Source organism: Micromonospora sp. AMSO12t (assembly GCF_008806585.1).
Taxonomy (GTDB): Bacteria; Actinomycetota; Actinomycetes; order Mycobacteriales; family Micromonosporaceae; genus Micromonospora; species Micromonospora reichwaldensis.
On sequence record NZ_WAAS01000071.1, the window covers coordinates 1 to 19,416 of the forward strand.

Consider the following 19,416-nt stretch of genomic DNA (forward strand, 5'->3'; position numbering starts at 1 on the left):
CACCCCGGTGCCCCCCGCCACCAGCAGCAACGGCAGGCCCGGCGACCGGTCGTACGACGACAACGCCGTCCCCACCGGCGAGCCCAGCAGCACCCGGTCACCCTCCCGCAGCCTGCGCACCAGATGCGTGGAGAACCGGCCCGCCGCCCGCACGTGGAACTCGATCGTCCCGTCCGGACGCGGCGCGTTCGCCGGCGACAGATACCGCCACGTCCGCAGCTGCGGCACCTGCATTGGCAGCGACTGCCCCGGCAGGTACTCACACAGGTAGTTCGGACGGACCGTGAACACACACACGTCGGCCCGCCGCCGCTGCACCGCCAGGACCTCCGCCTCCCAGTACGGCGGCGACGTCCGCTCCGCCTCCACCGCCCCGGCCAGCATCAACCGCGCCACCAACTCGTACGCCGCGGCCCACTCGGCGTGCAGCTGCGGCGTCCACCGTGGACCCAGGAACCGCTCCAACGTCGCCAGCAACGCCTGCCCGACCCGGATGTAGTGCCACTCCGCCAACGGCACCGGCCGGCCCTGCCGGTCCTCGCCCTGGAACCGCCGGTGATCGGCGCCCAACCGCTGCGCGAACGCCGTCACCTCCCGCTCGTCGTCGACATGGGTGACGATGTGCCCCAACGCCGCCAGCAACTTGTCCTGCTGGTACTGCATGTTCGTCGGGAACATCGCACGCGTCTCCGGCGCGATCAGGAACAACGTCGCGTAGAAGTACTTCGCCGCCTCCGGCCCGGCCACCGACAGCTGGGCCCAACTCTGACGCAGCGCCACCACGTCCATGCCTCAGCCCTCCCGCCGACGGGCCACGTCGTGCCGCTGCCGCAGGGACAGCGCCTCGACGCCCGCCGGACCGTACGCACGATCGGTCTGCCACAGGTTCGGGTTCGGCACCCGGGTGTCGTAGTACCGGTGGTGCACCGCGTGCAACGCCGCCCACCCCACACTGCCGTTGAGCCACGACCAGTCGCCGTGCACCGGCCGGCCCGCCCGCTCCTCCTGCGCGCAGAACCGCATGAACAGCTCCGACTCCGTGTGCGGATCCGACACCCGCACCCCCGCCGCACGGAACGAGTGCAGCACCGCCTGGTTGATGACCAGAGCCGCGTGCTCCCGCCACAGGGTGTCCTCCCGCGAGGTGTCCAACCCCAACCCCCGCGCCACCGGCAGCAACTGGTCGTACCGGTCCCCGTCACCCATGTTCCGGGTGCCGACCTCGTCGCCCAGGTAGTGCCCGTTGAACGGGGCGCAGCTGTAGTCCACCCCACCCACCCGCAACCGCATGTTGCTGATCACCGGCAGCGCGTGCCAGCGCAACCTCAACTCCTCGAACCACGGATACGCCGGATGCGTCAGGGCGACCTCACGCACGAGCTCCCGCGGCACCTCCACCAACGTCGGATCCTCGTACGCCGTCTCGAGCACCCACGGCAGCAGATCGAACCGGCCCGGCACCGGCGGCGGATGCCAGCCCAGCGCCCGCACCGCGTCCGTCATCGCCACCTGCGCCGGATCACCCAGGATCGACCCGTCGTCCATCCGGTGTCCGCAGTAGCGGATCAGCTGGTCGTTCCAGAGCCGCGCCCGCAGACCCACCCCCGGCCGGTCCGGCGCGAACACCGTCATCACCGACTGGATCCGCCCGCCGTTGTCCGCCACCGCCAGATGCCGCGCCAACTCCTCCGCGATGCCCGCGACCGTCGTCACCCCACGGCGGTCGCGGACCCTCAACCCCGCCCACCGGACCCGCCCCACGCAGCGCGCCGACTGCCGCCACGCCACCTTCGCGCCGTGCACCAACTCATCGCCGGTGTGCCGGTACGTGCCGGTCACCGCGATCTCCTCCCGTACCCGCGCGACCCGGTCCGCCACCCCCGGCAGCCGGCGCTCCTCGTGGTACAGGTGCAGGAACTCCACCGCCTCCGCGGTCACGTCCACCGGCGAGTCGGACGCGTGCGACACGGGACAGCCGCCCGCGTCCCCGGCCCGCACGCCGGCGCGCGCCGACATCGCGCCGGCATCCACGTCGGTCTGCACTTCGCACTCAATCCGATCGTCGGGCAAGCGTCGCCGCCCGCTGCCTGCGTCGTCGCGTGACACCGGCCCGCAACTGCCCGTACCCCGACGGAACAGCGACCCACGTGCGAAACAGGCGCAACGACGCAGACAGGATTGCCATGATCGTCAGAAGTGTCAACAAGCCGACAGGTCAGGACGTGGCGCACGCCACACCGCCGCAGGCCCCCACGCCACCAGCCGATCGGACGGTTCGGTCGTGGACGACGATTACCGGGCAGCGCTGGTGACGCGAACCAACGACGTGCAGCGAACCCGGCCCGGACCGGGCGGAGCGACCCCGGCGAACCCGGAGCGCGCGGGGCGGATCAGCCGAGCCGCCGACCCCTCAGCCGGCCCGGCGCCGCGCCCGACGCGCCGCCAACTCGTCACCCACCGGCTCCGCCGCCACCTGCGGCTCCACCGACGTCGCCGGCTCAGACGGCAGGTGCGACAGGGAACCCTGGATCTCCTTGAACGCCCCACCGATCGCGATACCGAACACGCCCTGGCCACCCTGCAACAGGTCGACCACCTCCTCCGGCGACCGGCACTCATACACGGTCGTGCCATCGGAGATCAACGTGATGCCCGCCAGGTCCGCCACCCCACGGGAACGCAGCGCCTCGATCGCCTTCCGGATGTTCTGCAACGACACCCCGGCGTCCAGCAGCCGCTTCACGACCTTCAGGACCACCAGGTCCCGGAACGAATACAACCGCTGCGTGCCCGAACCCGAAGCGTCACGCACACTCGGCACCACCAACCCGGTGCGGGCCCAGTAGTCCAACTGCCGGTAGCTGATCCCCACCGCATGGCAGGCCGTCACGCCCCGGTAGCCCACAGCACCGTCACCCTCGGTCGCCCACCCCGGCGGCGCCACACCCGGCTCGTCCAGCTCCGTACCCGGATCGGGATCTCGCGGCTCGTGCATCCGGACAACCTCCCCGCCAGTGCGGTGACACGTCGTTTCCGGGACGTGCACCCCTCGACACGGCAACCCTATAGCCGCCTTCAGGAATTGCCCCGCAGAAGCCGCCGCGACACGCCGCGACACGACAACGAAGATCACCCACAGCACCGGGACATCACCGAACGTGACATCCCGAGGAAGACCGGACTCAGCCGGCGAAGTCCTCCGGACGCACCTGGTCCAGGAACTCGCGGAACTTCTCCACCTCGTCCTCCTGCTCGTCCGGGATCACGATCCCCGCCTCGCTGAGGACCTCCTCCGCACAACGAATCGGCGCACCGACCCGCAACGCCAGGGCGATGGAATCGCTCGGCCGGGCCGACACCCGCACCCCGTCCCCGAGCAACAGATCGGCGTAGAAGACGTTCTCCTTCAACTCGGTGATCTCCACCGCCTGCAAGGGCGCCTTCAACGCCGTCAACACGTCCCGCAGAAGATCGTGGGTCAGCGGCCGGGCCGGCTTGACCCCCTGCTGCTCGTAGGCGATCGCCGTCGCCTCGACCGCACCGATCCAGATCGGCAGATAGCGGTCCCCCTCGACCTCCCTGAGCAGGACGATCGGCTGGTTGCTGGGCAGCTCCACCCGAACTCCGACCACGCTCAGCTCGCGCACCGCCGCCTCCGTGTCGTTGTCACCTACGCCGCACCGCGCCCTTCCCTGCACGGTACACGGACCGCGACACGGCCGTCCCATGCGCTACCCGCACACGCCCGCGCCAGAAAGGGGTTACCCCGGCAAGCCTACGACACGCTTCCCGGGGAAGATCTTTCCGCACGGCCCCCGCCGGATCACCGACCCAACGTCGACCGCAACCCCACCCGCACCAACGCCGCATGCAACTGCTGCGACAGCGCCACCAACTCCCGCGCCGTCTCCGCCGCCCGCGCCCGCGCCGCCGGATCACTCTGCCGCGCCAACGGCGTCAACAACTGCGCGAACAGACCGGCCTCCCGATCCGCCGCCGTACGGAACGCCCGCAGATGCCGCGGCTCCAACCCGTACGCCGCCAGACCCGCCACCGCCCGCGCGATGATCAACGCGTCGTCGTCGTACCAACCCGGCGGATCCGACACCACCACACCGAGGCGCTCCAACTCGCCCAGCGTCGACTCGTCGATCCCGCTGCGCGCCACCAGGTCCAACCGGCCGAGCCGCACCTGCGGCGACCCGACCGGCTCCTCCGGCACCCGCCCCGGAACCTCACCGTCCGGACCCACCGCCACCAACGTCGGCCGCTGCCGACCCGGCGACTCCCCGGACGCGTCCCACTGCGCCAACTGATCACGGATCACCCGCAACGGCAGATACTGGTCCCGCTGCGCGGTCAGCACGAACCGCAACCGCGCCACATCGTCCCAGCTGTACTTCCGGTAACCCGCCGCCGTCCGCTGCGGCTCCACCAGGCCCTCGGCCTCGAGGAACCGCAACTTCGAGATGGTCACGTCCGGGAAATCGACCCGCAGCTGACCCAGCACCTCACCGATACTCATCAGCGGGCGCGCACGGGCCGCCTCGGGCGGCGTGGAGGCCGCAGGCTCGTTCACCCCCGGCCGGCCCCCTCCTCGGGACGCGGACCGGCGATGAACACCACCCGGAACTTGCCGATCTGCACCTCGTCACCATTGCTCAACGTGGCCGCCTCGACCCGCTCCCGGTTCACGTACGTGCCGTTCAGGCTCCCCACGTCCCGCACCGTGAACGTCCCACCGTCACGGTGGAACTCGGCGTGCCGCCGCGACACCGTCACGTCGTCGAGGAAGATGTCACTGTCCGGGTGACGGCCACTGGTCGTCACATCGTGATCCAACAGGAACCGGGCACCCGCATTCGGACCCCGGCGAACCACCAGCAGCGCCATACCCGGCGGCAACGAACCGGACATCCGGCTCGGCACCACATCGGTGTCCGGCCCCTCCAGCACTTCGTCGAGCGAACCGAGATTGAGCGTCGAAGTGACGTCGAGTGGGGGGAACTCGTCGTCTGGGCGCGTCATGGGACCACCTCACGGATCTGTTCGGTCGGCGTCGGGTAATGGCGGGTCTGGCCGCCGGGCAGTGCAACACCCGGCGGCTGGCTCCCCGTGCCCGGAAAGGCAATTCCGCAACGCTGAACTATTTGGTTCTCGGTCGACTGGGCGAGCCTAGCCAGCGCCGAAATGCAGGGCAACCGGACGCGCGGAACACCCGCCACGCCCGAAGGGGACGCACTCAGCTCTCGGTGAGCTCACGATACGCGTCCGCGGACAGCAGACCATCGACCGCCGCCGGATCGTCCGGGGTGATCTCCAGCAACCAACCCGCACCGTACGGATCAGTGTTGATCACCTCAGGGGTGTCGCCGAGCGCCTCGTTGCGCGCCGCCACCGTACCGCTGAGCGGGGCGTAGATCTCCGACACGCTCTTCGTCGACTCGATCTCACCCAACGACTCACCGGCCGCCACCACCACACCCGCATCGGGCAGCTGGACATACACGATGTCACCCAGGGCGTCCTGCGCGAAGTGCGTGATGCCGACCCGGACAGTGCCGCCGCCGTCACCCGCCACCCACTCGTGCTCGGCGGTATACCGCAGATCCTCAGGAATCACCAGACGCGTCCTTCATCCATCGGCGCACCGGAACCCCGGTGCGGGCCGCGCCGGTCAGGAGACCGGACGGGCGTGTTCCAGCTTGATCGGCGCGTGCAGCGCCGAAACCTCGGCAGCCTCACGATCCTCGACGATCAACTTACCGCCGTCACCCGTCACCGACGCCACCACCCCGCCGGGAATGTTCAAGGCCGTGCGCATCGTCGCCGGATCACCGATCACCGTGATCGTGAACGGACCCGTCAACCGACGCCCGTCCACCACCAACGACCCGCCCTCCCCGTCCAGGAAGAACGTCGACGCGATGATCCGCACCGTCGCCCGGTCACCACCGGAGATCTGCATCGCCTCCGCGCCCGCGCCCCGCAACTCCTGCACCGCGTCCAACACCCGCGACGCCGAGATCGGCTTCTCACCCGCCTCGAACCGCACCGACAACCCCGGCCCCGTCGCCGGCAACGTCCCCGCCAGGATCCCCAACTCGTCGGCCCGCCGCGTCGCCTCCTCCAACGCCGCCTGCCGCCCCTGCTGACCCGAACGCAACTGCCGCTGACTCTCCTCCAGCGTCGCGATGTCCTGCCGCAGCCGGACCTCCCGCGAGTTCAGGTCGTACAGGATCCGCACCAGATCCTCCTGCCGCGTCGCCGCCACCGTCGGATCCGTCGACGTCGACTTGAACTGCACCACCAGGGTGAACCCCAGCAACGCCAACAGCGCCGCGATCATCACCCCGGCCGAACTCACCCGCCGCCGCGGCGTCCCGCCACCCCCGGCCGCTGCCGGCGCGGGTGAGGTGGCACCGGCGGCGGCCCGGCTCAGCTCCACCGTCACGCCGTCGTCGGGCTCCACCACCGCCGGCTCCTGCACGGGCGGCTCCACCGGCGGCGCGGACCGCTCCGGCGCCAACGGGCTCAACTCGTCCGGATCCGGCGCGTCCGGCCGCGGATCGGGCTCCCCCGCCGGACCCGACGGCCGCCCCGGACCCGCCGGCTGCGGCCAACCCGTGCCCGTCTCGGTGTGCTCGTCGCTGCTCATCGCCACCAACCTACGCCCGGAACAGGTGCCGACGGATCGCCGCCACGTTCCCGAAGATCCGCACCCCGAGCACGACCACCACGCCGGTGGAGAGCTGACCGCCCACCCCCAACTGGTCACCCAGATACACGATCAGACCCGCCACCAGCACGTTCGAAATGAACGACACCACGAACTGCTTGTCGTCGAAGATCCGGTCGAGCTTCGCCCGCACCCCGCCGAACACCGCGTCCAACGCGGCCACCACCGCGATCGGCAGGTACGGCTGCAACGCCGTGGGAACCGTGGGGTCGAGCCACACGCCGAGGACCACACCGGCGAACAACGCCAGCACCGCGATCATCGACCACCTCCGGAGGGGCTGGGAGACGTCCTCGAACCGGTCGGCCCAGGACTGACGGAACGGTCGGCCCCCGACGGCGACGGCGTCGGGCTCACCGAGGGCTGCGCGTAGCGTAGCCGCGGGTCCGGAGCGGCCGGCAGGGTGAGGTCCTCCGCCTCACGCACCCCGAACGACAACCCGGTGTCCTCGGCCACCTTCCGCATCGTCAACGCGCTGCGGCTGTCCTCGTACCGGTCCCGCATCGACCCCGGACCGATCGCCGACACCTCGTACGGCCCCGTCACCGGCCGGAAGTCCACCAGGATCGCCTGCCCCGCCGAACGGATCGTCGACATCGCCGTCAACCGCTGACCGTTGATCGCGATCGCCTCAGCCCCCGCCGCCCACAGGTCGTTGGCCACACCCTGCAGATCGCTGTAGATCACCCGGGACGGCCCCACGTCCGCGCCCGTCACCGCGTCCTGGTTCTGCGGCGCGTCCGCCAGACGCACCACCACGCCGTCACCGCGCACCCGCCCCAGGCCGGTGCCCGCCTCCAGGTTGTGCAGCCGCGCCGCCTCCGAGCCACCCAGCGCCGCCGCCCGCTGCCGCGCCACCTCCGCCCGCAGCTCGTCGGCCCGCACCGACAACCGGTCCGTCTCGGTCTCCCGCTGCTTGATCTGCTCGACCAGGCCGGACCGGGCCTGGCTGCGCCCCGGCTCGGCCTCCAGCGTCTGCCGGTACGCCACTGCGAACAGGAAACCCAGCAGCAGCGCCACCACCACGGTGACGGAACGCGCCGACCACCGCCGCCACCTCGGCGAGGGCGTCTGCCGCTCCCGACGCCGGGCCGCCGCGTCGGCGTAGCCGGGATCCAGCGGATTGCGGAACAGCTCGGTGAGGAAGTCCGGGGCGTACACCCGGTCGCCGCGGCCCCGGCCGTCGCCCGGCGTGCCCGTCATGCCGGCGCTCCCCCGGCCCGAACCGCCCTGACCAGCCGGCCGGCCTGCACGACGTAGAGCGCGCCGGCCACCCAGTAGAGCACCAGGCCCCACCAGGCCAGGCCCCAGCCGATCGCCCCGGCGACGGTCGCCGCACCCGGCACCGCCGCGGCGAGCAGCAGGACCGGGAAGGCGGCCAGCAACAGGAAGGTCGCGGTCTTGCCCACGTAGTGCACCGGCGGCGGGCCGTACCCGTGCCGGCGCAGCACCGCCAACGAACCGAGCAGGAGCAACTCCCGGGCCAGCAGCGCCGCGGTGAACTGCCAGGGCACCACGTCGCGGGCGGTGAACCCGAGCAGGGTGGCGAGGATGTAGAGCCGGTCGGCGAGCGGGTCGAGCAGCTCCCCCAGCCGGCTGACCTGGCGCATCCGGCGTGCGACCCAGCCGTCCACCCAGTCCGTGGTGCCGCCGATGGCCAGGACCACGAGCGCGGCCACGTCGGCGTGCGCGACGAGCAGCAGGTAGAGGAAGAGCGGGACGCCGAGCAACCGGACGAAGCTGATGACGTTCGGCAGCGTGAGGATCCGGTCGCCGACGGCCGATCCGCTCGTGCCGTCGGTGGCCCCCGGGTGCTCTTCCCGAGCCGGCGGACGCGACACCGAACCTCCTCCGCGACACGCTCCGCCGCCCGGCCGAGGACCGGCGGCGCGGAGAACGTGGGCGCTGTCGGGCCGGCTGCCGCCGGCGTCCCCTGCGGTCCCCCGTATACGGGACCTTCGCCTGACATCGGCCCGCGATCGTGACGATCACGGGCCGGTTGCGCTGCCACTATATCGGGCCCTCGGCGCCTCCTCCGGCCTCAGGCGTCCGGGCCCGTCGACGACGGTGTCGTCGGGTGGGGTGCGTCACCCCCCGTAAGGCATCCTAGGACACTAGTGGAGCAGGGGGAAGGCGCGTACGGCGGGAGACGACCCGTCAGGCGGTGCGGGCCTGGGAGTCCGCCGGCGACTCGGTCGGGGCGGCGGTGGCCGCGCGTTCGAAGGCCATCAACGCCAGCAGCAGCTCGTGCTGCGCCCGACCGGGCATCCGGTCCAGCACGGCCTGCACCGCCCGGTGCCGGTGCTCCTGCAGCTCGCGCAGCAGCGCCTCGGCGGCGGCCGTCGGCATCAGCCGCACCTCCCGCCGGTCGCGGGGATCGGGCACCCGGCGCAGCAGCCCGGTGGCCTCCAACCGGTCGCAGAGCCGGCTCGCCGAGGACGGCACGACGTCCAGCAACTCGGCCAGGCCGTTGACGTTGGTCTCCGGCCGGCCGCTGATCAGCGACAGCACCCGCAGCTGCGTCGGGGAGACGGCCATCTGGTGCCGGGGCACCGCCGAGTCGAGCACACCGACGAGTGCCTCGGCGGCGGCGTCGATCGCCGCGGCGAGATTCGGAGGTCGCTCCACCCGGTGTCCCCTGCGATCGTCCCGCTCGTGCCCTGCCGGTGCGACGACGGCTCTCACCCGTCGCCCCGCCCGGCGGAACCACGCCAGTCCAGGCAGACGACGACCGCGTCGTCGCGCAAATCGGCGTCCGCGTGCCAGGCGTGCAGTTCGCGCATCACCGTACCAACTGCTTCCGCCGGCGGTTGCAGCCGCGTGGACCGCATCGCCCGTGCCATCGTCCGTTCGCCGTACGCGCCGCGGTCACCGGGGTCGGCGGCCCACACCCCGTCGCTGACCACGAACAGCCGGTCCCCCGGTTCCAGCGCGAACTCCTGGACGTCGTAGCGGGCCTCGGCGAACATGCCCAGCGGCAGCTGCTGCTCCAGGTCGATGGGCGTCACCGTGCCGCCGCGCACCCGCAGCAGGTGCGGGGAGCCGGCGTCCACCGCCCGCACCCGGCCGGTGACGGTGTCCAGTTCGAGGAGCAACGTGGCCACGTACCGGCGACCGCGGTGCTGGTAGAAGACCGTGTCGGAGGCCAACTCGGCCTGCTCGACGAGGCTGCCTCCGGAGCGCCGGGCGTTGCGCAGCGCGTTCACGGTGACGGCGGTCAGCAGCGCCGCAGACAGCCCGATGCCGGCGCCGTTGAGCACCGTCACGGTGAGCCGGTCGTCGTCCACGGACCAGTCGAAGTGGTCTCCGCCGACCGTGTACGCCGGTTCCAGCTGGCCGGCGAGGTCGAACGCCGCGTGGCTCACGCCGCGTCCCGGCAGCAGTTCCCACTGCATCTCGGCGGCCATGCTGAGTCGCTCCCGTCGGCGGACCCGGCGGTACCGGTCGGTCTCCCGGTCCGCCGCGCGCAGCACGACGGCCAGCTCGCCGGCGATGTCCGCGGCCCGCTCGACGACGTCCGGTTCGGGCTGGTCGGGCAGCTCGACCAGGAGCACGCCCAGCCGCTCCCCCCACACCGACAGCGGCAGGTAGAGCCGGCACCGGCCCTCGTCGTCGGTGTCGGTCATCGGCTGCTGGCTGCTGAAGCAGCGCTGCGCCGCGTCGTGGCAGGCGAGGAAGCCGCCGCCGGAGAGGTCCGCGTCGAGCACCGGCCAGAGCCCGGTGATCCGGTAGTCGGCGATGAACACGTCCGTTCGCGAGGCGCCCAGGGCGGACCGGATAGCCTGGTCCGCCGCCTCCACCACCTGGTCGGGCGGGGCCGCACGAAGCGCACGCGAGACCTGGCCCGGTGCCTCCAACATGATCATCCTCCGGAAGCTTGCCGTAGGGCAAGCATCATACGGAGCCCCCTCCCCCACCCTCCGGGCGGGCGGGCACACGGCGGGTGCCAGCCGCCGTGGCCTCGCACCCGGCTCGGGGCCCGGCGCGCGGCGCCCACGTCGCCTCGGCCGGCGCCGGCGGCAGTTGGGGGTGCTGCGGGGCAGCGGGGTGCAAAGGGCAAGCCAGGTTGCTGCGGCAGCAGCGGGCGCTCAGGCGGCGACTGGTGTTGAGACGACCGGTGGTCAGGTGGCGACCCGGGTGCCGCGGTGACGGCCGGTCAGGACGGCAGGCCGCACACGCGTACCTCGCCGTCCGGAGGCGTCAGCACGCCGGCGAGTGGACGGCGACCCCGCCGTGGAAGGCGTCGGGCACCTGCGCGGGCGGGCCGTCCGGCCGCCACCGGGCGATCGGGACGATGCCGTCCTCGGTGGGCGTCCAGCGGCCCAGCAGCGGCACGAACGCGGCCGGCGGGCGCATCCGGAACGCCGGGCCCATCATCGCGAGGGCCGCCGGGAAGCCGGCCAGCTCCTCCGTGTCGAAGTCGACGGCGAGCAGGCTGCCCGGCGCGGTGGCACCGTAGAGCTCGTCGAGGGTGCGGGCCAGCGTCTCGTCGTCGAGGAACGCGGCCAGACCGAGGAAGACCACGCCGACCGGTCTCCTCCCCCACCCCGGCACGAACCGGTGCAGCTGGGCGCGGTCGACCGTGCCGATGTCGGTGGCGTCGCCGTAGCCGTAGCCGGCCCGGTCGCTGCCGGCCAGCAGGCGCTGGCCGAGGCGGATGGTGACCGGGTCGACGTCGGTGTAGAGGACGGTGGCGTCCGGGGCGACCTCATGCACGTTGCCCATGGTGGGCACCCCGGCGCCGAAGACGAGGAAGCTGTCGACCCCCCGCGCGGCCATCGCCCGGACCGCCCGGCCGAGAAAGGCGCGCAGCTCGCGGAAGACCGGCTCGCACGGCCCGTACGCCTGCTCGAAGTCGCGGGCGGCCGCCACGTCGACCGGGAAGTGGTGCTCCCCGCCGAGCCAGAAATCGATCATCCGCGCGGTGCTCGGCTGGTCCGGCTCAACCATCGACGACGCTCCCTCCCCGGTGGGCGTGGACAGCGTACCCACCGGCCGGCCTACGCGGTATCGGCCCGCCGACGGGTTCCCGGCCGCGATACTGGCCGGGAAGCGGCGGGAGGTGGGCGGTGAACTCGGCGAACGGCGCGGCGGTGGTCGTCGGCGCGGACGGCTCGGACTCGTCGCTGCGCGCCGTGCGGCTCGCCGCCGTCGAGGCGGCCCGCCGGCACCGGCCACTGCGGATCGTGCACGCCTTCATCTGGCCCCTGCTGCGCGTGCCGGTCGACGCCCCCGCCGCCGGCCCACCCGGCGCCGGCCTGCGGCACCAGGCGGAGCAGGTCGTCGCCGCCGCCACGGACGAGGCCGAGGCGACGGTGCCCGGCTTGCGGATCTCCGGCGAGATCATCGACGGCGAGGCCGCCGCGGTGCTGCTCGGCGAGTCGCCGGCCGCCGCGATGATCGTGCTCGGCGACCGGGGGCTCGGCGGCTTCTCCGCCCTGGTGGTGGGGTCCGTCGCGGTGCAGGTCGCCGCGTACGCCGACTGTCCCGTGCTGGTCGCCCGGGGCACCGACCACCCCGACGGGGCCGTCGTCGTCGGCGTGGACGGCTCCGAGACGGCCCGGCTCGCCGCGGAGTTCGCCATGGAGGAGGCGTCGGTGCGCGGCGCGGCGCTGGTCGCGTTGCACGCCTACCGGCATCCGACCTCCACCGGGCCCGGGGACATGCGACCACTGGTGTACGACGACACCGAACTGCGTTCCGAGGAGGAGCGGGTGGTCGCCGAGTCGCTGGCAGGGCTCACGGAGCGGTGGCCGGACGTGCCGGTCAGCCGGGAGACCACGCGCGGCCGCCCCACCACCGTGCTCGCCGAGGCGTCCCGGCGGGCCCAGCTGCTGGTGGTCGGCCGGCAGGGACGCGGCGAGCTGACCGGGCTGCTGCTGGGCTCGGTGAGCCAGTCGCTGCTGCACCACGCCGACTGCCCGGTCGCGGTGGTCCGGCACGCCGCGCTGAGCCGGGCGCCGCGCCGGACCGGTCGCGGGGTTGGTCCCCGCGCAGGCGGGTAGACGAGCGCGGTACGCCAACGGCGACGACGACCGGAGGAGGCAGTGATGCCAGGACCACGGCCGGGCAGCAACGCGTACGACAAGCAGCGGGCGCGCATCCGGAACGCGATCGACGATTCGGGACGACGGGTGCCGGACGACAAGGCCAACGACGTGGCCAACCGGATCCTGCAGTCCGACCGGGGACAGCGGGGGGTCGTCCGCGGCGAGCGGGTCTACGGCCCCAAGGGCGAGCGCGAACCGGGCGACCCGAGGTGAGGGCCGCGAACCTGGCCGACGGGGCGATCGCCGGCGCGGTCGGCAGCGCCGCCCTGAACATGGTCAGCTACCTCGACATGGTGCTGAGGGCGCGGCCGGCGAGCAGCACCCCGGAGGAGAGCGCCGGGCGGGTGGCCCAGGTGGCACACGTCGACCTGGGGCCCGAGGACCGGGCGGCCAACCGCCGCTCGGGCCTCGGGCCCCTGCTCGGCTACGGGATCGGCGTGGCGGCGGGCGTCGGGTACGCCCTGCTCGCCCGGGGCCGCCGGATGCCGCTGCCGCTGGCCGCCGGGGTCCTCGGCGGCACCGTCATGACGATGTCCGACGGGTCGATGACCGTGCTGGGCGTGACCGATCCGCGCACGTGGCGTCGGTCGGACTGGCTGGCCGACATCGTGCCGCACCTCGCGTACGGCGTGGCGGCCGCAGCCACCTGGAACCGGCTGCGGCCGCCCGTCTCGGGCCGGGGCTGTTATTAGCCCCGGGCGCTCTCGTCGTCGGCGACCGGCTCGGTGGCCGGGCCGTACGGCGACACCTGCCCCCGGGGCACCGGGCGCCCCTCGTCGCCGTGCGACGAGCCGCGGTTGCGCGGGTGCCCCGCGGGGTTGGGGCCCTTGCTGTCCTGGCTGGTGGCGCCCTTGTTGTTGCGGCGGAACTCCTCCTGCTGCGGGTTCACCACGGGTTTCTCCTTCCGGGGTCCGACCGTGTCCCACGTCGGTTACCCGTCCGCCCCGGCGGCATACCCGCCGGGGCGGACGGTCGCAGGGGTGGCCGGGCGCAGGGCGGGTACACCCCGAGGATGGGCGACGACCGGAAGGTGGCGCGGGTCCTGCTGGAGCGGCGGGGCCGCACGTACGCCGAGGAGGCGGGCATCACGCTCGCCGACCGGCCCGCCCCGCTCTACCAGCTGCTGGTGCTCGCCACGCTGCTGAGCACCCGGATCCGGGCCCGGGTGGCCGTGGCGGCCGCCCGCGAACTCTTCGCCGCCGGCTACCGGACCCCGCAGGCGATGGAGGCGGCGAGCTGGCAGGACCGGGTCGACGCGCTGGGCCGGGGCCACTACCGCCGCTACGACGAGCGGACCTCGACGATGCTCGGCACCGGCGCCCGGCTGTGCCTGGACCGCTGGCGGGGCGACCTGCGCCGGCTGCACCGCGACGCCGGCGGTGAACCGGCCGGGCTGCGCCGGCTGCTGACCGAGTTCCCCGGCATCGGCCCCACCGGCGCCGACATCTTCCTGCGCGAGGCGCAGGTGGCCTGGCCCGATCTGCGCCCGTACGCCGACCGGCGGGCCCTGGCCGGCGCGAAACGCCTCGGCCTGCCCGGTTCGGCGGACCGGCTGGCCGGGCTCGTCGACCCGGCCGACTTCGGCCGGCTCGCCTCGGCGTTGGTCCGGGTGGCCCTCGGCGAGGAGTCCGCCGGTGAGGTCACCCGCGCCGCCGCCACCTGACCGGCCTACTTGGCCGTCTTGTCGCCCGGCTTCGTCAGGTGCCACACCAGCAGCGCCGCCAGCAGCGCGAGCACGACGAGGCCGCCCGACACGCCGCGGCCGTCCTCCTCGCTGCGTCCGGTGGTGCCGAAGTAGATCACCGCGAGCCCGGCCAGCACGGTGACGAACGTCCGCATCCCTCGGTCCTTCACGTACCGGACCGTACGTCCTGATCCACGCCGTTCGTGGCGGTTCCCGCCGCCGTCACCCGACCGGGTCGGGGCCCGCGGAGAAGCCGCGCAGCCGGACCCGGCGGATCGTGCGGCCGGCCACCTCCACCACCTCGACGGTCAGCCCCGGCAGGTGCACGGTCTCCCCCGGCCCGCTCGGCAGATGCCCCAGCCCGGCCAGCACCAGCCCGGCCACCGTCGTGTACTCCCGCGACGGCCGGAAATGCAGGCGCACCCCGACGTCGGCCAGGTCGTGCAGCGGGAAGTCGCCGGGCATCAGCAGCGAGCCGTCCGGTTCCCGGGTCACCCCGGTCACGTCCCGGTCGGTCTCGTCGTACAGCTCCCCGACGACCTCCGCCAGCAGGTCCTCCATGGTGATGATGCCGTCGACCCCGCCGTGCTCGTCGACGACGAGGGCGAGCTGCTGGTGGCACAGCCGCAGCTCGCGCAGCGCGTCGGAGACCGGCAGGGTGCCGGGCAGCAGCAGCGGCGGACGGGCCCGGTCGGCGACCGTCGCCGCGTCCGCCCCGACGAGTTCGCGGATGTGCGCCACGCCCCGCACCGCGTCGAGCCCACCCGGCCCCACGACCGGGGCGCGGGAGCGGCCGGCGGCGGCGAGCCGGCGCAGCCCGTCGGCCGCGGGCATCGTCTCGGGGAGCACCGTCACGTCCAGCCGGGGCACCAGGATGTCCCGCAGCGTCCGGCCGGCGATGTCGAACGCGCCGGTGAGGATCTCCCGCTGCTGTGCCGACAGGCCCCGCTGGCTGACCAGGATCTCCCGCAGCTCGTCCTCGGTCATCTCCGTACGGCTGGCGCGGGGGTCCCCGCCGGCGAGCCGCACCACCACGTCGGTGGCCTTGCTGAGCAGCCAGACCGCCGGCCGCGACAGCCGGGCCAGCAGGTCCAGCGGCCCGGCGCTGACCAGCCCCCAGCGTTCCGCGCGCTGCATCGCCAGCCGCTTGGGGGCCAGTTCGCCGACGACCAGGGTGACGAACGTCAGCAGCACGGTGACCAGGACGACCGCCGCCCCGCGCGCGGCCCCGCCCAGGAAGCCCAGCGGCCCGACCAGCGGCTCGGACAGGGACACCGCGGCGGCGGCGGAGGCGAGGAACCCGGCGAGGGTGATGCCGAGCTGGATGGTCGCCAGGTACCGGTTGGGGTCGCGGACCAGCCGGGCCAGCCGCTCCCCCGACCGGCTGCGCCGGCCCAACTGCCGCACCTGCCCCTCGCGCAGCGTCACCAGCGCCATCTCGCTGCCCGACAGGGCCGCGTTGACCAGCACCAGCACCGCCACCAGCGCGAGCTGACCGAGCTGCGCCCCCATGTCAGTCGACCTCCAGGTCGTCGAGGGAGATCTTGTGCGTCATCAGCCACCGGGCCAGCGCCGACATCCCGAACAGCCACAGCGGCGCGGACTCGGTGGTGCCGTTGGTGGCGAAGATCGCGAAACGCAGGTCCGGCGCCCGGTACGCCTCGATCCGCCACTTGTGCTGCCTGTCCCGCCAGACCGCGGAAGGGTCCATGGCGCCACGCTAGGCGACCGCCGACCCCGCCGGGGCGGCTTCAGGACCGGGCCGTCACCACGACCCGCGCGTCGTCGGGCAGCCGGCGGGTGGCGCCGCGACGGTCCAGCAGCTCCAGCAGCGGCACCGCGACCCGGCGGGTGGTGTCCAACGCCCGCCGCGCGGCGCTGAGCGTGAACGGCTGGGGCAGCCCGGCCAGCACCCGCACGGCGTCGTCGGCCGCGCCGGGCAGCAGCACCACGTTCTCGGCGAGGCGCAGCAGCGCCCCCGCGCGTACGGCCGCGCCGATCTCCCGGGGACCCAGCCCCAGGTCGGCGAGGTGCTCGGCCTCGGGGGCGCGGAACGGGCGGTCGGCGTACTCGGCGCGGACCCGGGCCACGGCCCGGGCCACCGGTTCCGGCAGCGCGTCGACCGCCGACGCGGTGACCCGGCCGGCGCGCAGCCGCAGCGGCGGCCGGACCAGCGCCTCGACCAGCGCCCGCTCGGGCAGGTCCAGGCGCTGGCGCAGCAGCTCGACCGGCGCGCCCGCCTCCAGCGGGTGCTCCCGGGCGTGCCGGGCGACCTCCTCGACCAGCCGGGCGCCGAGGCCCCGCCAGTGCTCCGGGTCGGCCAGCCAGTCGCCGGCGACCGGCCGGCCGGTGGCCTCGACGCCCATGCGGATCAGGTCGGCGACCCGGGCCAGCCGCCGCCGGCGCAGCTCGCCGGCCAGCTCGGGGCGGCCGTCCACCGTCGCCAGCACCGCCGCGCGGGCGACGGCCGCGCCCCGACGGGTCAGCGGCGGCGGAGCCACGTCCAGCACGGTCACCCCGCCCGCGACGTGGTGCCGGCCCGGGTCGCGCAGCAGCGCCCGGTCCCCGACCAGCAGCGGCAGCGGCCGGGCCAGCCGCAGCCGGGCCGTGTCCGGGCCGAGCGGCCGGACCCGGGCCGGCACCGCCGCCGCGCCGATGTGCAGGGTCAGGGTGGCCGGCAGCTCCCCGGCCGGGTCGCCGGCCAGCCGCACGTCCAGCAGGTCCGTGCGGTGGAACCGGCCGGGGGTGAGCAGCGCGTCGCCGCGCCCCAGGCGGTCCCGGGGCGTGCCGCGCAGGTTCACCGCCACCCGGGCGACCGGGGCGACCTCGGGCCGGGCCACGCCGAGGGAGTGCAGGCCGCGTACCCGCACCGTCTCCACGCTGCCGGCCAGCTCCAGCTCGTCGCCCACCCGGAGCCGACCGGCGCCGAGCGTGCCGGTCACCACCGTGCCGGCGCCGCGGACGGTAAAGGCGCGGTCCACCCACAGCCGCACCGGGGCGTCGGCCCGCGGGGCGGGCAGCCGGGCGGCGAGCCGGTCCAGCGCCGCGCGCAGCTGCGGCAGCCCGGCGCCGGTCACCGCGCTCACCGCCACCGCGTCCACCGCGCCGAGGGAGGTGGCGGCCAGCTCCGCCCGGGCCCGGGTCGTCGCCGGCCCCGGATCCGCCAGGTCCGCGCGGGTCACCAACAGCAGGCCGTACGCCACCCCGAGCGCGTCCAGTGCCGCCAGGTGCTCGGCCGACTGCGGCATCCAGCCCTCGTCGGCGGCGACGACGACCAGCGCGGCGGGCACCGGGCCGACGCCGGCGAGCATGTTCGGCACGAACCGCTCGTGCCCCGGCACGTCGACGAACGCCACCGTCGCGCCCGAGGGCAGGGTGCTCCAGGCGAAGCCGAGGTCGATGGTCATGCCCCGGCGGCGTTCCTCGGCCCACCGGTCGGGTTCCATCCCGGTCAGCGCCCGGACCAGTGTCGACTTGCCGTGGTCGACGTGCCCGGCGGTGGCCACCACGAACACGCCTCAGCCCTCGCCGGGCACGCGCAGCACGGCGGCGCGCAGCGCCGCGTCGGCGTCGGCGGGCACGCAGCGCAGGTCCAGCAGCAGCCGCCCGCGTACCACCCGGCCCAGCACCGGCGGGTCGCCGAGGCGCAGCGGAGACGCGTACCGCTCGGGCAGGGCGAGCGCCCAGGAGGGCAGCTCGACGCCGGGGGCGCCACCGCCGCCGACGACCGCCCCGGCGGGCACCACCCGTGCTTCGCACCCGTCGGCGGCGAGCGCGGCGCACAGCCGCTCGGTGCGCGCCCGCAACGCGCCCGGGTCGGCGTGCAGCGCGGCCCGGGTGGGGGTCGCCGGATCGGCAAGGGTGGCGGCGAGCGCGGCGAGGGTCAGCTTGTCGACCCGCAACGCCCGGGCGAGGGGATGCCGGCGCAGCCGTTCGACCAGGTCGGCGGCACCGAGCAGCAGCCCGGCCTGCGGCCCGCCGAGCAGCTTGTCGCCGCTGGCGGTGACCAGCGCCGCCCCGGCCCGCAGGGTGCTGGCGGCGTCCGGCTCGGCGGGCAGCAGCGGATCGGGCGCCAGCAGCCCGGAGCCGATGTCGGCGACCACGGGGACGCCGAGGGTGGCCAGCGCCCGTACGGGCACCGCGGAGGTGAAGCCGGTGACCTGGAAGTTCGACGGGTGCACCTTGAGCACGAAGCCGGTCCGGGGACCGATGGCGGCGGCGTAGTCGTCCAGCGTGCTGCGGTTGGTGGTGCCGACCTCGCGCAGCCGGGCGCCGGTGCTCTCCAGCAGGTCGGGCAGGCGGAACCCGTCGCCGATCTCCACCAGCTCGCCCCGGCTGACGACGATCTCGGCGTCGGCGGCCAGCGCGGTCGCGACGAGCACCAGCGCGGCGGCACCGTTGTTGACCACGTGCACCGCGCCCGCGTCGGGCACCGCCGCCGCGAGGGCGTCGAGGGCGTCGCGTCCGCGCCGGGCCCGCCGCCCGGTGCGCAGGTCCAACTCGACGTCGGTGTGCCCGGCGGCGGCGGCGACCGCCGCGACGGCGGCGGGCGACAGCGCGGCGCGACCCAGGTTGGTGTGCAGCACCACGCCGGTGGCGTTGAGCACCGCCCGGGGCGCCGGCGCCGGCAGGGCGGCCAGCGCGGCGTCGCGTACCGCCTCGGGGGTGATCTCGCCCCGGCGGGCGCGCTCCTGGGCGCGGTGGACGGCGGCCTTGACCCGCTCCCGACCCAGGGTGCCCGCCGCGGCGGCCAGCCGGGGGTCGGCGAGCAGCGCGTCGGTGCGCGGCACCCGCCGGCGCGGATCGGCCGCGACGTCCCCCATGATCCCCACTTCCGCAGCATGGCGGAGACGGACGGGAATCGAACCCGCCTGGCCCGGATCCCGGACCACACCGGTTTTGAAGACCGGGAGGGGCACCAGCCGCCTGAACGCCTCCACGCA

Annotated in this window: 24 protein-coding genes and 1 tRNA gene; 4 read left to right on the forward strand and 21 right to left on the reverse strand. The window is 74.3% G+C overall.

The features are described 5' to 3' along the window. The 14 genes from F6X68_RS13595 to F6X68_RS13660 all read right to left on the reverse strand — a co-directional run. Positions 1–789, reverse strand: a 789-nt coding sequence (locus tag F6X68_RS13595; RefSeq protein WP_225852187.1) for a globin domain-containing protein, incomplete at its 3' end; no start/stop codon positions are given. 3 nt (positions 790–792) lie between these two features. Next, positions 793–2,016, reverse strand: a complete 1,224-nt coding sequence (locus F6X68_RS13600; RefSeq protein ID WP_151454643.1) for a nitric oxide synthase oxygenase — start codon at positions 2,014–2,016, stop codon at positions 793–795. Between the two features lie 394 nt (positions 2,017–2,410). Further along, the gene (locus tag F6X68_RS13605; RefSeq protein ID WP_151454620.1) at positions 2,411–2,995 is read right to left on the reverse strand and encodes a MerR family transcriptional regulator; all 585 of its coding nucleotides are present in this window, start codon (positions 2,993–2,995) and stop codon (positions 2,411–2,413) included. 187 nt (positions 2,996–3,182) lie between these two features. After that, entirely contained in the window at positions 3,183–3,647 is a 465-nt protein-coding gene (locus F6X68_RS13610; protein WP_151454621.1) for a bifunctional nuclease family protein, read from the reverse strand. Between the two features lie 176 nt (positions 3,648–3,823). Next, positions 3,824–4,525 (reverse strand): MerR family transcriptional regulator, encoded by a 702-nt coding sequence (locus F6X68_RS13615; RefSeq protein WP_192581391.1) that lies wholly within the window; start codon positions 4,523–4,525, stop codon positions 3,824–3,826. Between the two features lie 50 nt (positions 4,526–4,575). Further along, positions 4,576–5,028 carry an FHA domain-containing protein gene (locus tag F6X68_RS13620; protein WP_089000305.1) on the reverse strand — a complete coding sequence of 151 codons (453 nt, stop codon included), beginning with the start codon at positions 5,026–5,028 and terminating at the stop codon, positions 4,576–4,578. A gap of 214 nt (positions 5,029–5,242) precedes the next feature. Next, positions 5,243–5,623, reverse strand: a complete 381-nt coding sequence (gcvH, locus tag F6X68_RS13625; protein ID WP_151454622.1) for a glycine cleavage system protein GcvH — start codon at positions 5,621–5,623, stop codon at positions 5,243–5,245. A 54-nt stretch (positions 5,624–5,677) separates the two neighbouring features. Then, entirely contained in the window at positions 5,678–6,658 is a 981-nt protein-coding gene (locus F6X68_RS13630; RefSeq protein WP_151454623.1) for a DUF881 domain-containing protein, read from the reverse strand. A 10-nt stretch (positions 6,659–6,668) separates the two neighbouring features. After that, positions 6,669–7,001: a small basic family protein gene (locus F6X68_RS13635; RefSeq protein WP_151454624.1), complete on the reverse strand. Its 333-nt coding sequence runs from the start codon at positions 6,999–7,001 to the stop codon at positions 6,669–6,671. Then, entirely contained in the window at positions 6,998–7,942 is a 945-nt protein-coding gene (locus F6X68_RS13640; protein ID WP_151454625.1) for a DUF881 domain-containing protein, read from the reverse strand. The genes F6X68_RS13635 and F6X68_RS13640 overlap by 4 nt, the downstream gene beginning before the upstream one ends. Then, positions 7,939–8,580, reverse strand: coding sequence for a CDP-alcohol phosphatidyltransferase family protein (locus F6X68_RS13645; protein ID WP_151454626.1), 642 nt, complete (start codon positions 8,578–8,580; stop codon positions 7,939–7,941). The genes F6X68_RS13640 and F6X68_RS13645 overlap by 4 nt, the downstream gene beginning before the upstream one ends. Positions 8,581–8,896: 316 nt before the next feature. Beyond that, complete coding sequence (locus F6X68_RS13650) at positions 8,897–9,367, reverse strand: MarR family transcriptional regulator (protein ID WP_151454627.1); 471 nt, start codon at positions 9,365–9,367, stop codon at positions 8,897–8,899. A 53-nt stretch (positions 9,368–9,420) separates the two neighbouring features. Continuing rightward, positions 9,421–10,599, reverse strand: coding sequence for a PP2C family protein-serine/threonine phosphatase (locus F6X68_RS13655; protein ID WP_151454628.1), 1,179 nt, complete (start codon positions 10,597–10,599; stop codon positions 9,421–9,423). Between the two features lie 340 nt (positions 10,600–10,939). Continuing rightward, positions 10,940–11,689, reverse strand: coding sequence for an SAM-dependent methyltransferase (locus F6X68_RS13660; RefSeq protein WP_151454629.1), 750 nt, complete (start codon positions 11,687–11,689; stop codon positions 10,940–10,942). A 119-nt stretch (positions 11,690–11,808) separates the two neighbouring features. Between F6X68_RS13660 and F6X68_RS13665 the strand changes: the two genes are divergently transcribed. The 3 genes from F6X68_RS13665 to F6X68_RS13675 are packed head-to-tail and all read left to right on the forward strand — an operon-like array spanning position 11,809 to position 13,481. After that, entirely contained in the window at positions 11,809–12,744 is a 936-nt protein-coding gene (locus F6X68_RS13665) for a universal stress protein (RefSeq protein WP_151454630.1), read from the forward strand. Positions 12,745–12,789: 45 nt separating this feature from the next. Beyond that, the gene (locus F6X68_RS13670; RefSeq protein ID WP_132237733.1) at positions 12,790–13,002 is read left to right on the forward strand and encodes a phosphatidylethanolamine-binding protein; all 213 of its coding nucleotides are present in this window, start codon (positions 12,790–12,792) and stop codon (positions 13,000–13,002) included. Then, complete coding sequence (locus tag F6X68_RS13675) at positions 12,999–13,481, forward strand: hypothetical protein (protein WP_151454631.1); 483 nt, start codon at positions 12,999–13,001, stop codon at positions 13,479–13,481. The genes F6X68_RS13670 and F6X68_RS13675 overlap by 4 nt, the downstream gene beginning before the upstream one ends. Here F6X68_RS13675 and F6X68_RS13680 read toward each other — a convergent pair. Then, positions 13,478–13,681, reverse strand: coding sequence for a hypothetical protein (locus tag F6X68_RS13680; RefSeq protein WP_132237737.1), 204 nt, complete (start codon positions 13,679–13,681; stop codon positions 13,478–13,480). The two genes, F6X68_RS13675 and F6X68_RS13680, sit on opposite strands and share 4 nt — an antisense overlap. Positions 13,682–13,801: 120 nt before the next feature. Here F6X68_RS13680 and F6X68_RS13685 point away from each other — a divergent pair, with 120 nt between their 5' ends. Next, complete coding sequence (locus tag F6X68_RS13685; protein WP_151454632.1) at positions 13,802–14,452, forward strand: hypothetical protein; 651 nt, start codon at positions 13,802–13,804, stop codon at positions 14,450–14,452. 5 nt (positions 14,453–14,457) lie between these two features. Here the strand turns inward: F6X68_RS13685 and F6X68_RS33495 are convergent, their stop codons facing one another. The 6 genes from F6X68_RS33495 to F6X68_RS13710 all read right to left on the reverse strand — a co-directional run bounded on the left by F6X68_RS33495 (position 14,458) and on the right by F6X68_RS13710 (position 19,411). After that, a complete protein-coding gene (locus F6X68_RS33495; protein ID WP_165947846.1) occupies positions 14,458–14,628 on the reverse strand; it encodes a hypothetical protein in 171 nt (56 codons plus the stop codon). A 67-nt stretch (positions 14,629–14,695) separates the two neighbouring features. Further along, complete coding sequence (locus tag F6X68_RS13690) at positions 14,696–15,985, reverse strand: hemolysin family protein (RefSeq protein ID WP_151454633.1); 1,290 nt, start codon at positions 15,983–15,985, stop codon at positions 14,696–14,698. Between the two features lies 1 nt (position 15,986). Continuing rightward, positions 15,987–16,184, reverse strand: coding sequence for a hypothetical protein (locus tag F6X68_RS13695; RefSeq protein ID WP_089000292.1), 198 nt, complete (start codon positions 16,182–16,184; stop codon positions 15,987–15,989). Between the two features lie 40 nt (positions 16,185–16,224). After that, on the reverse strand, positions 16,225–17,988 hold the full coding sequence (gene selB / locus F6X68_RS13700; protein ID WP_151454634.1) for a selenocysteine-specific translation elongation factor: 1,764 nt from the start codon (positions 17,986–17,988) through the stop codon (positions 16,225–16,227). Positions 17,989–17,991: 3 nt separating this feature from the next. Continuing rightward, positions 17,992–19,296, reverse strand: a complete 1,305-nt coding sequence (gene selA / locus F6X68_RS13705; protein WP_151454635.1) for an L-seryl-tRNA(Sec) selenium transferase — start codon at positions 19,294–19,296, stop codon at positions 17,992–17,994. Between the two features lie 19 nt (positions 19,297–19,315). Further along, a tRNA-Sec gene (locus F6X68_RS13710) sits at positions 19,316–19,411 on the reverse strand. Positions 19,412–19,416: the final 5 nt, after the last annotated feature.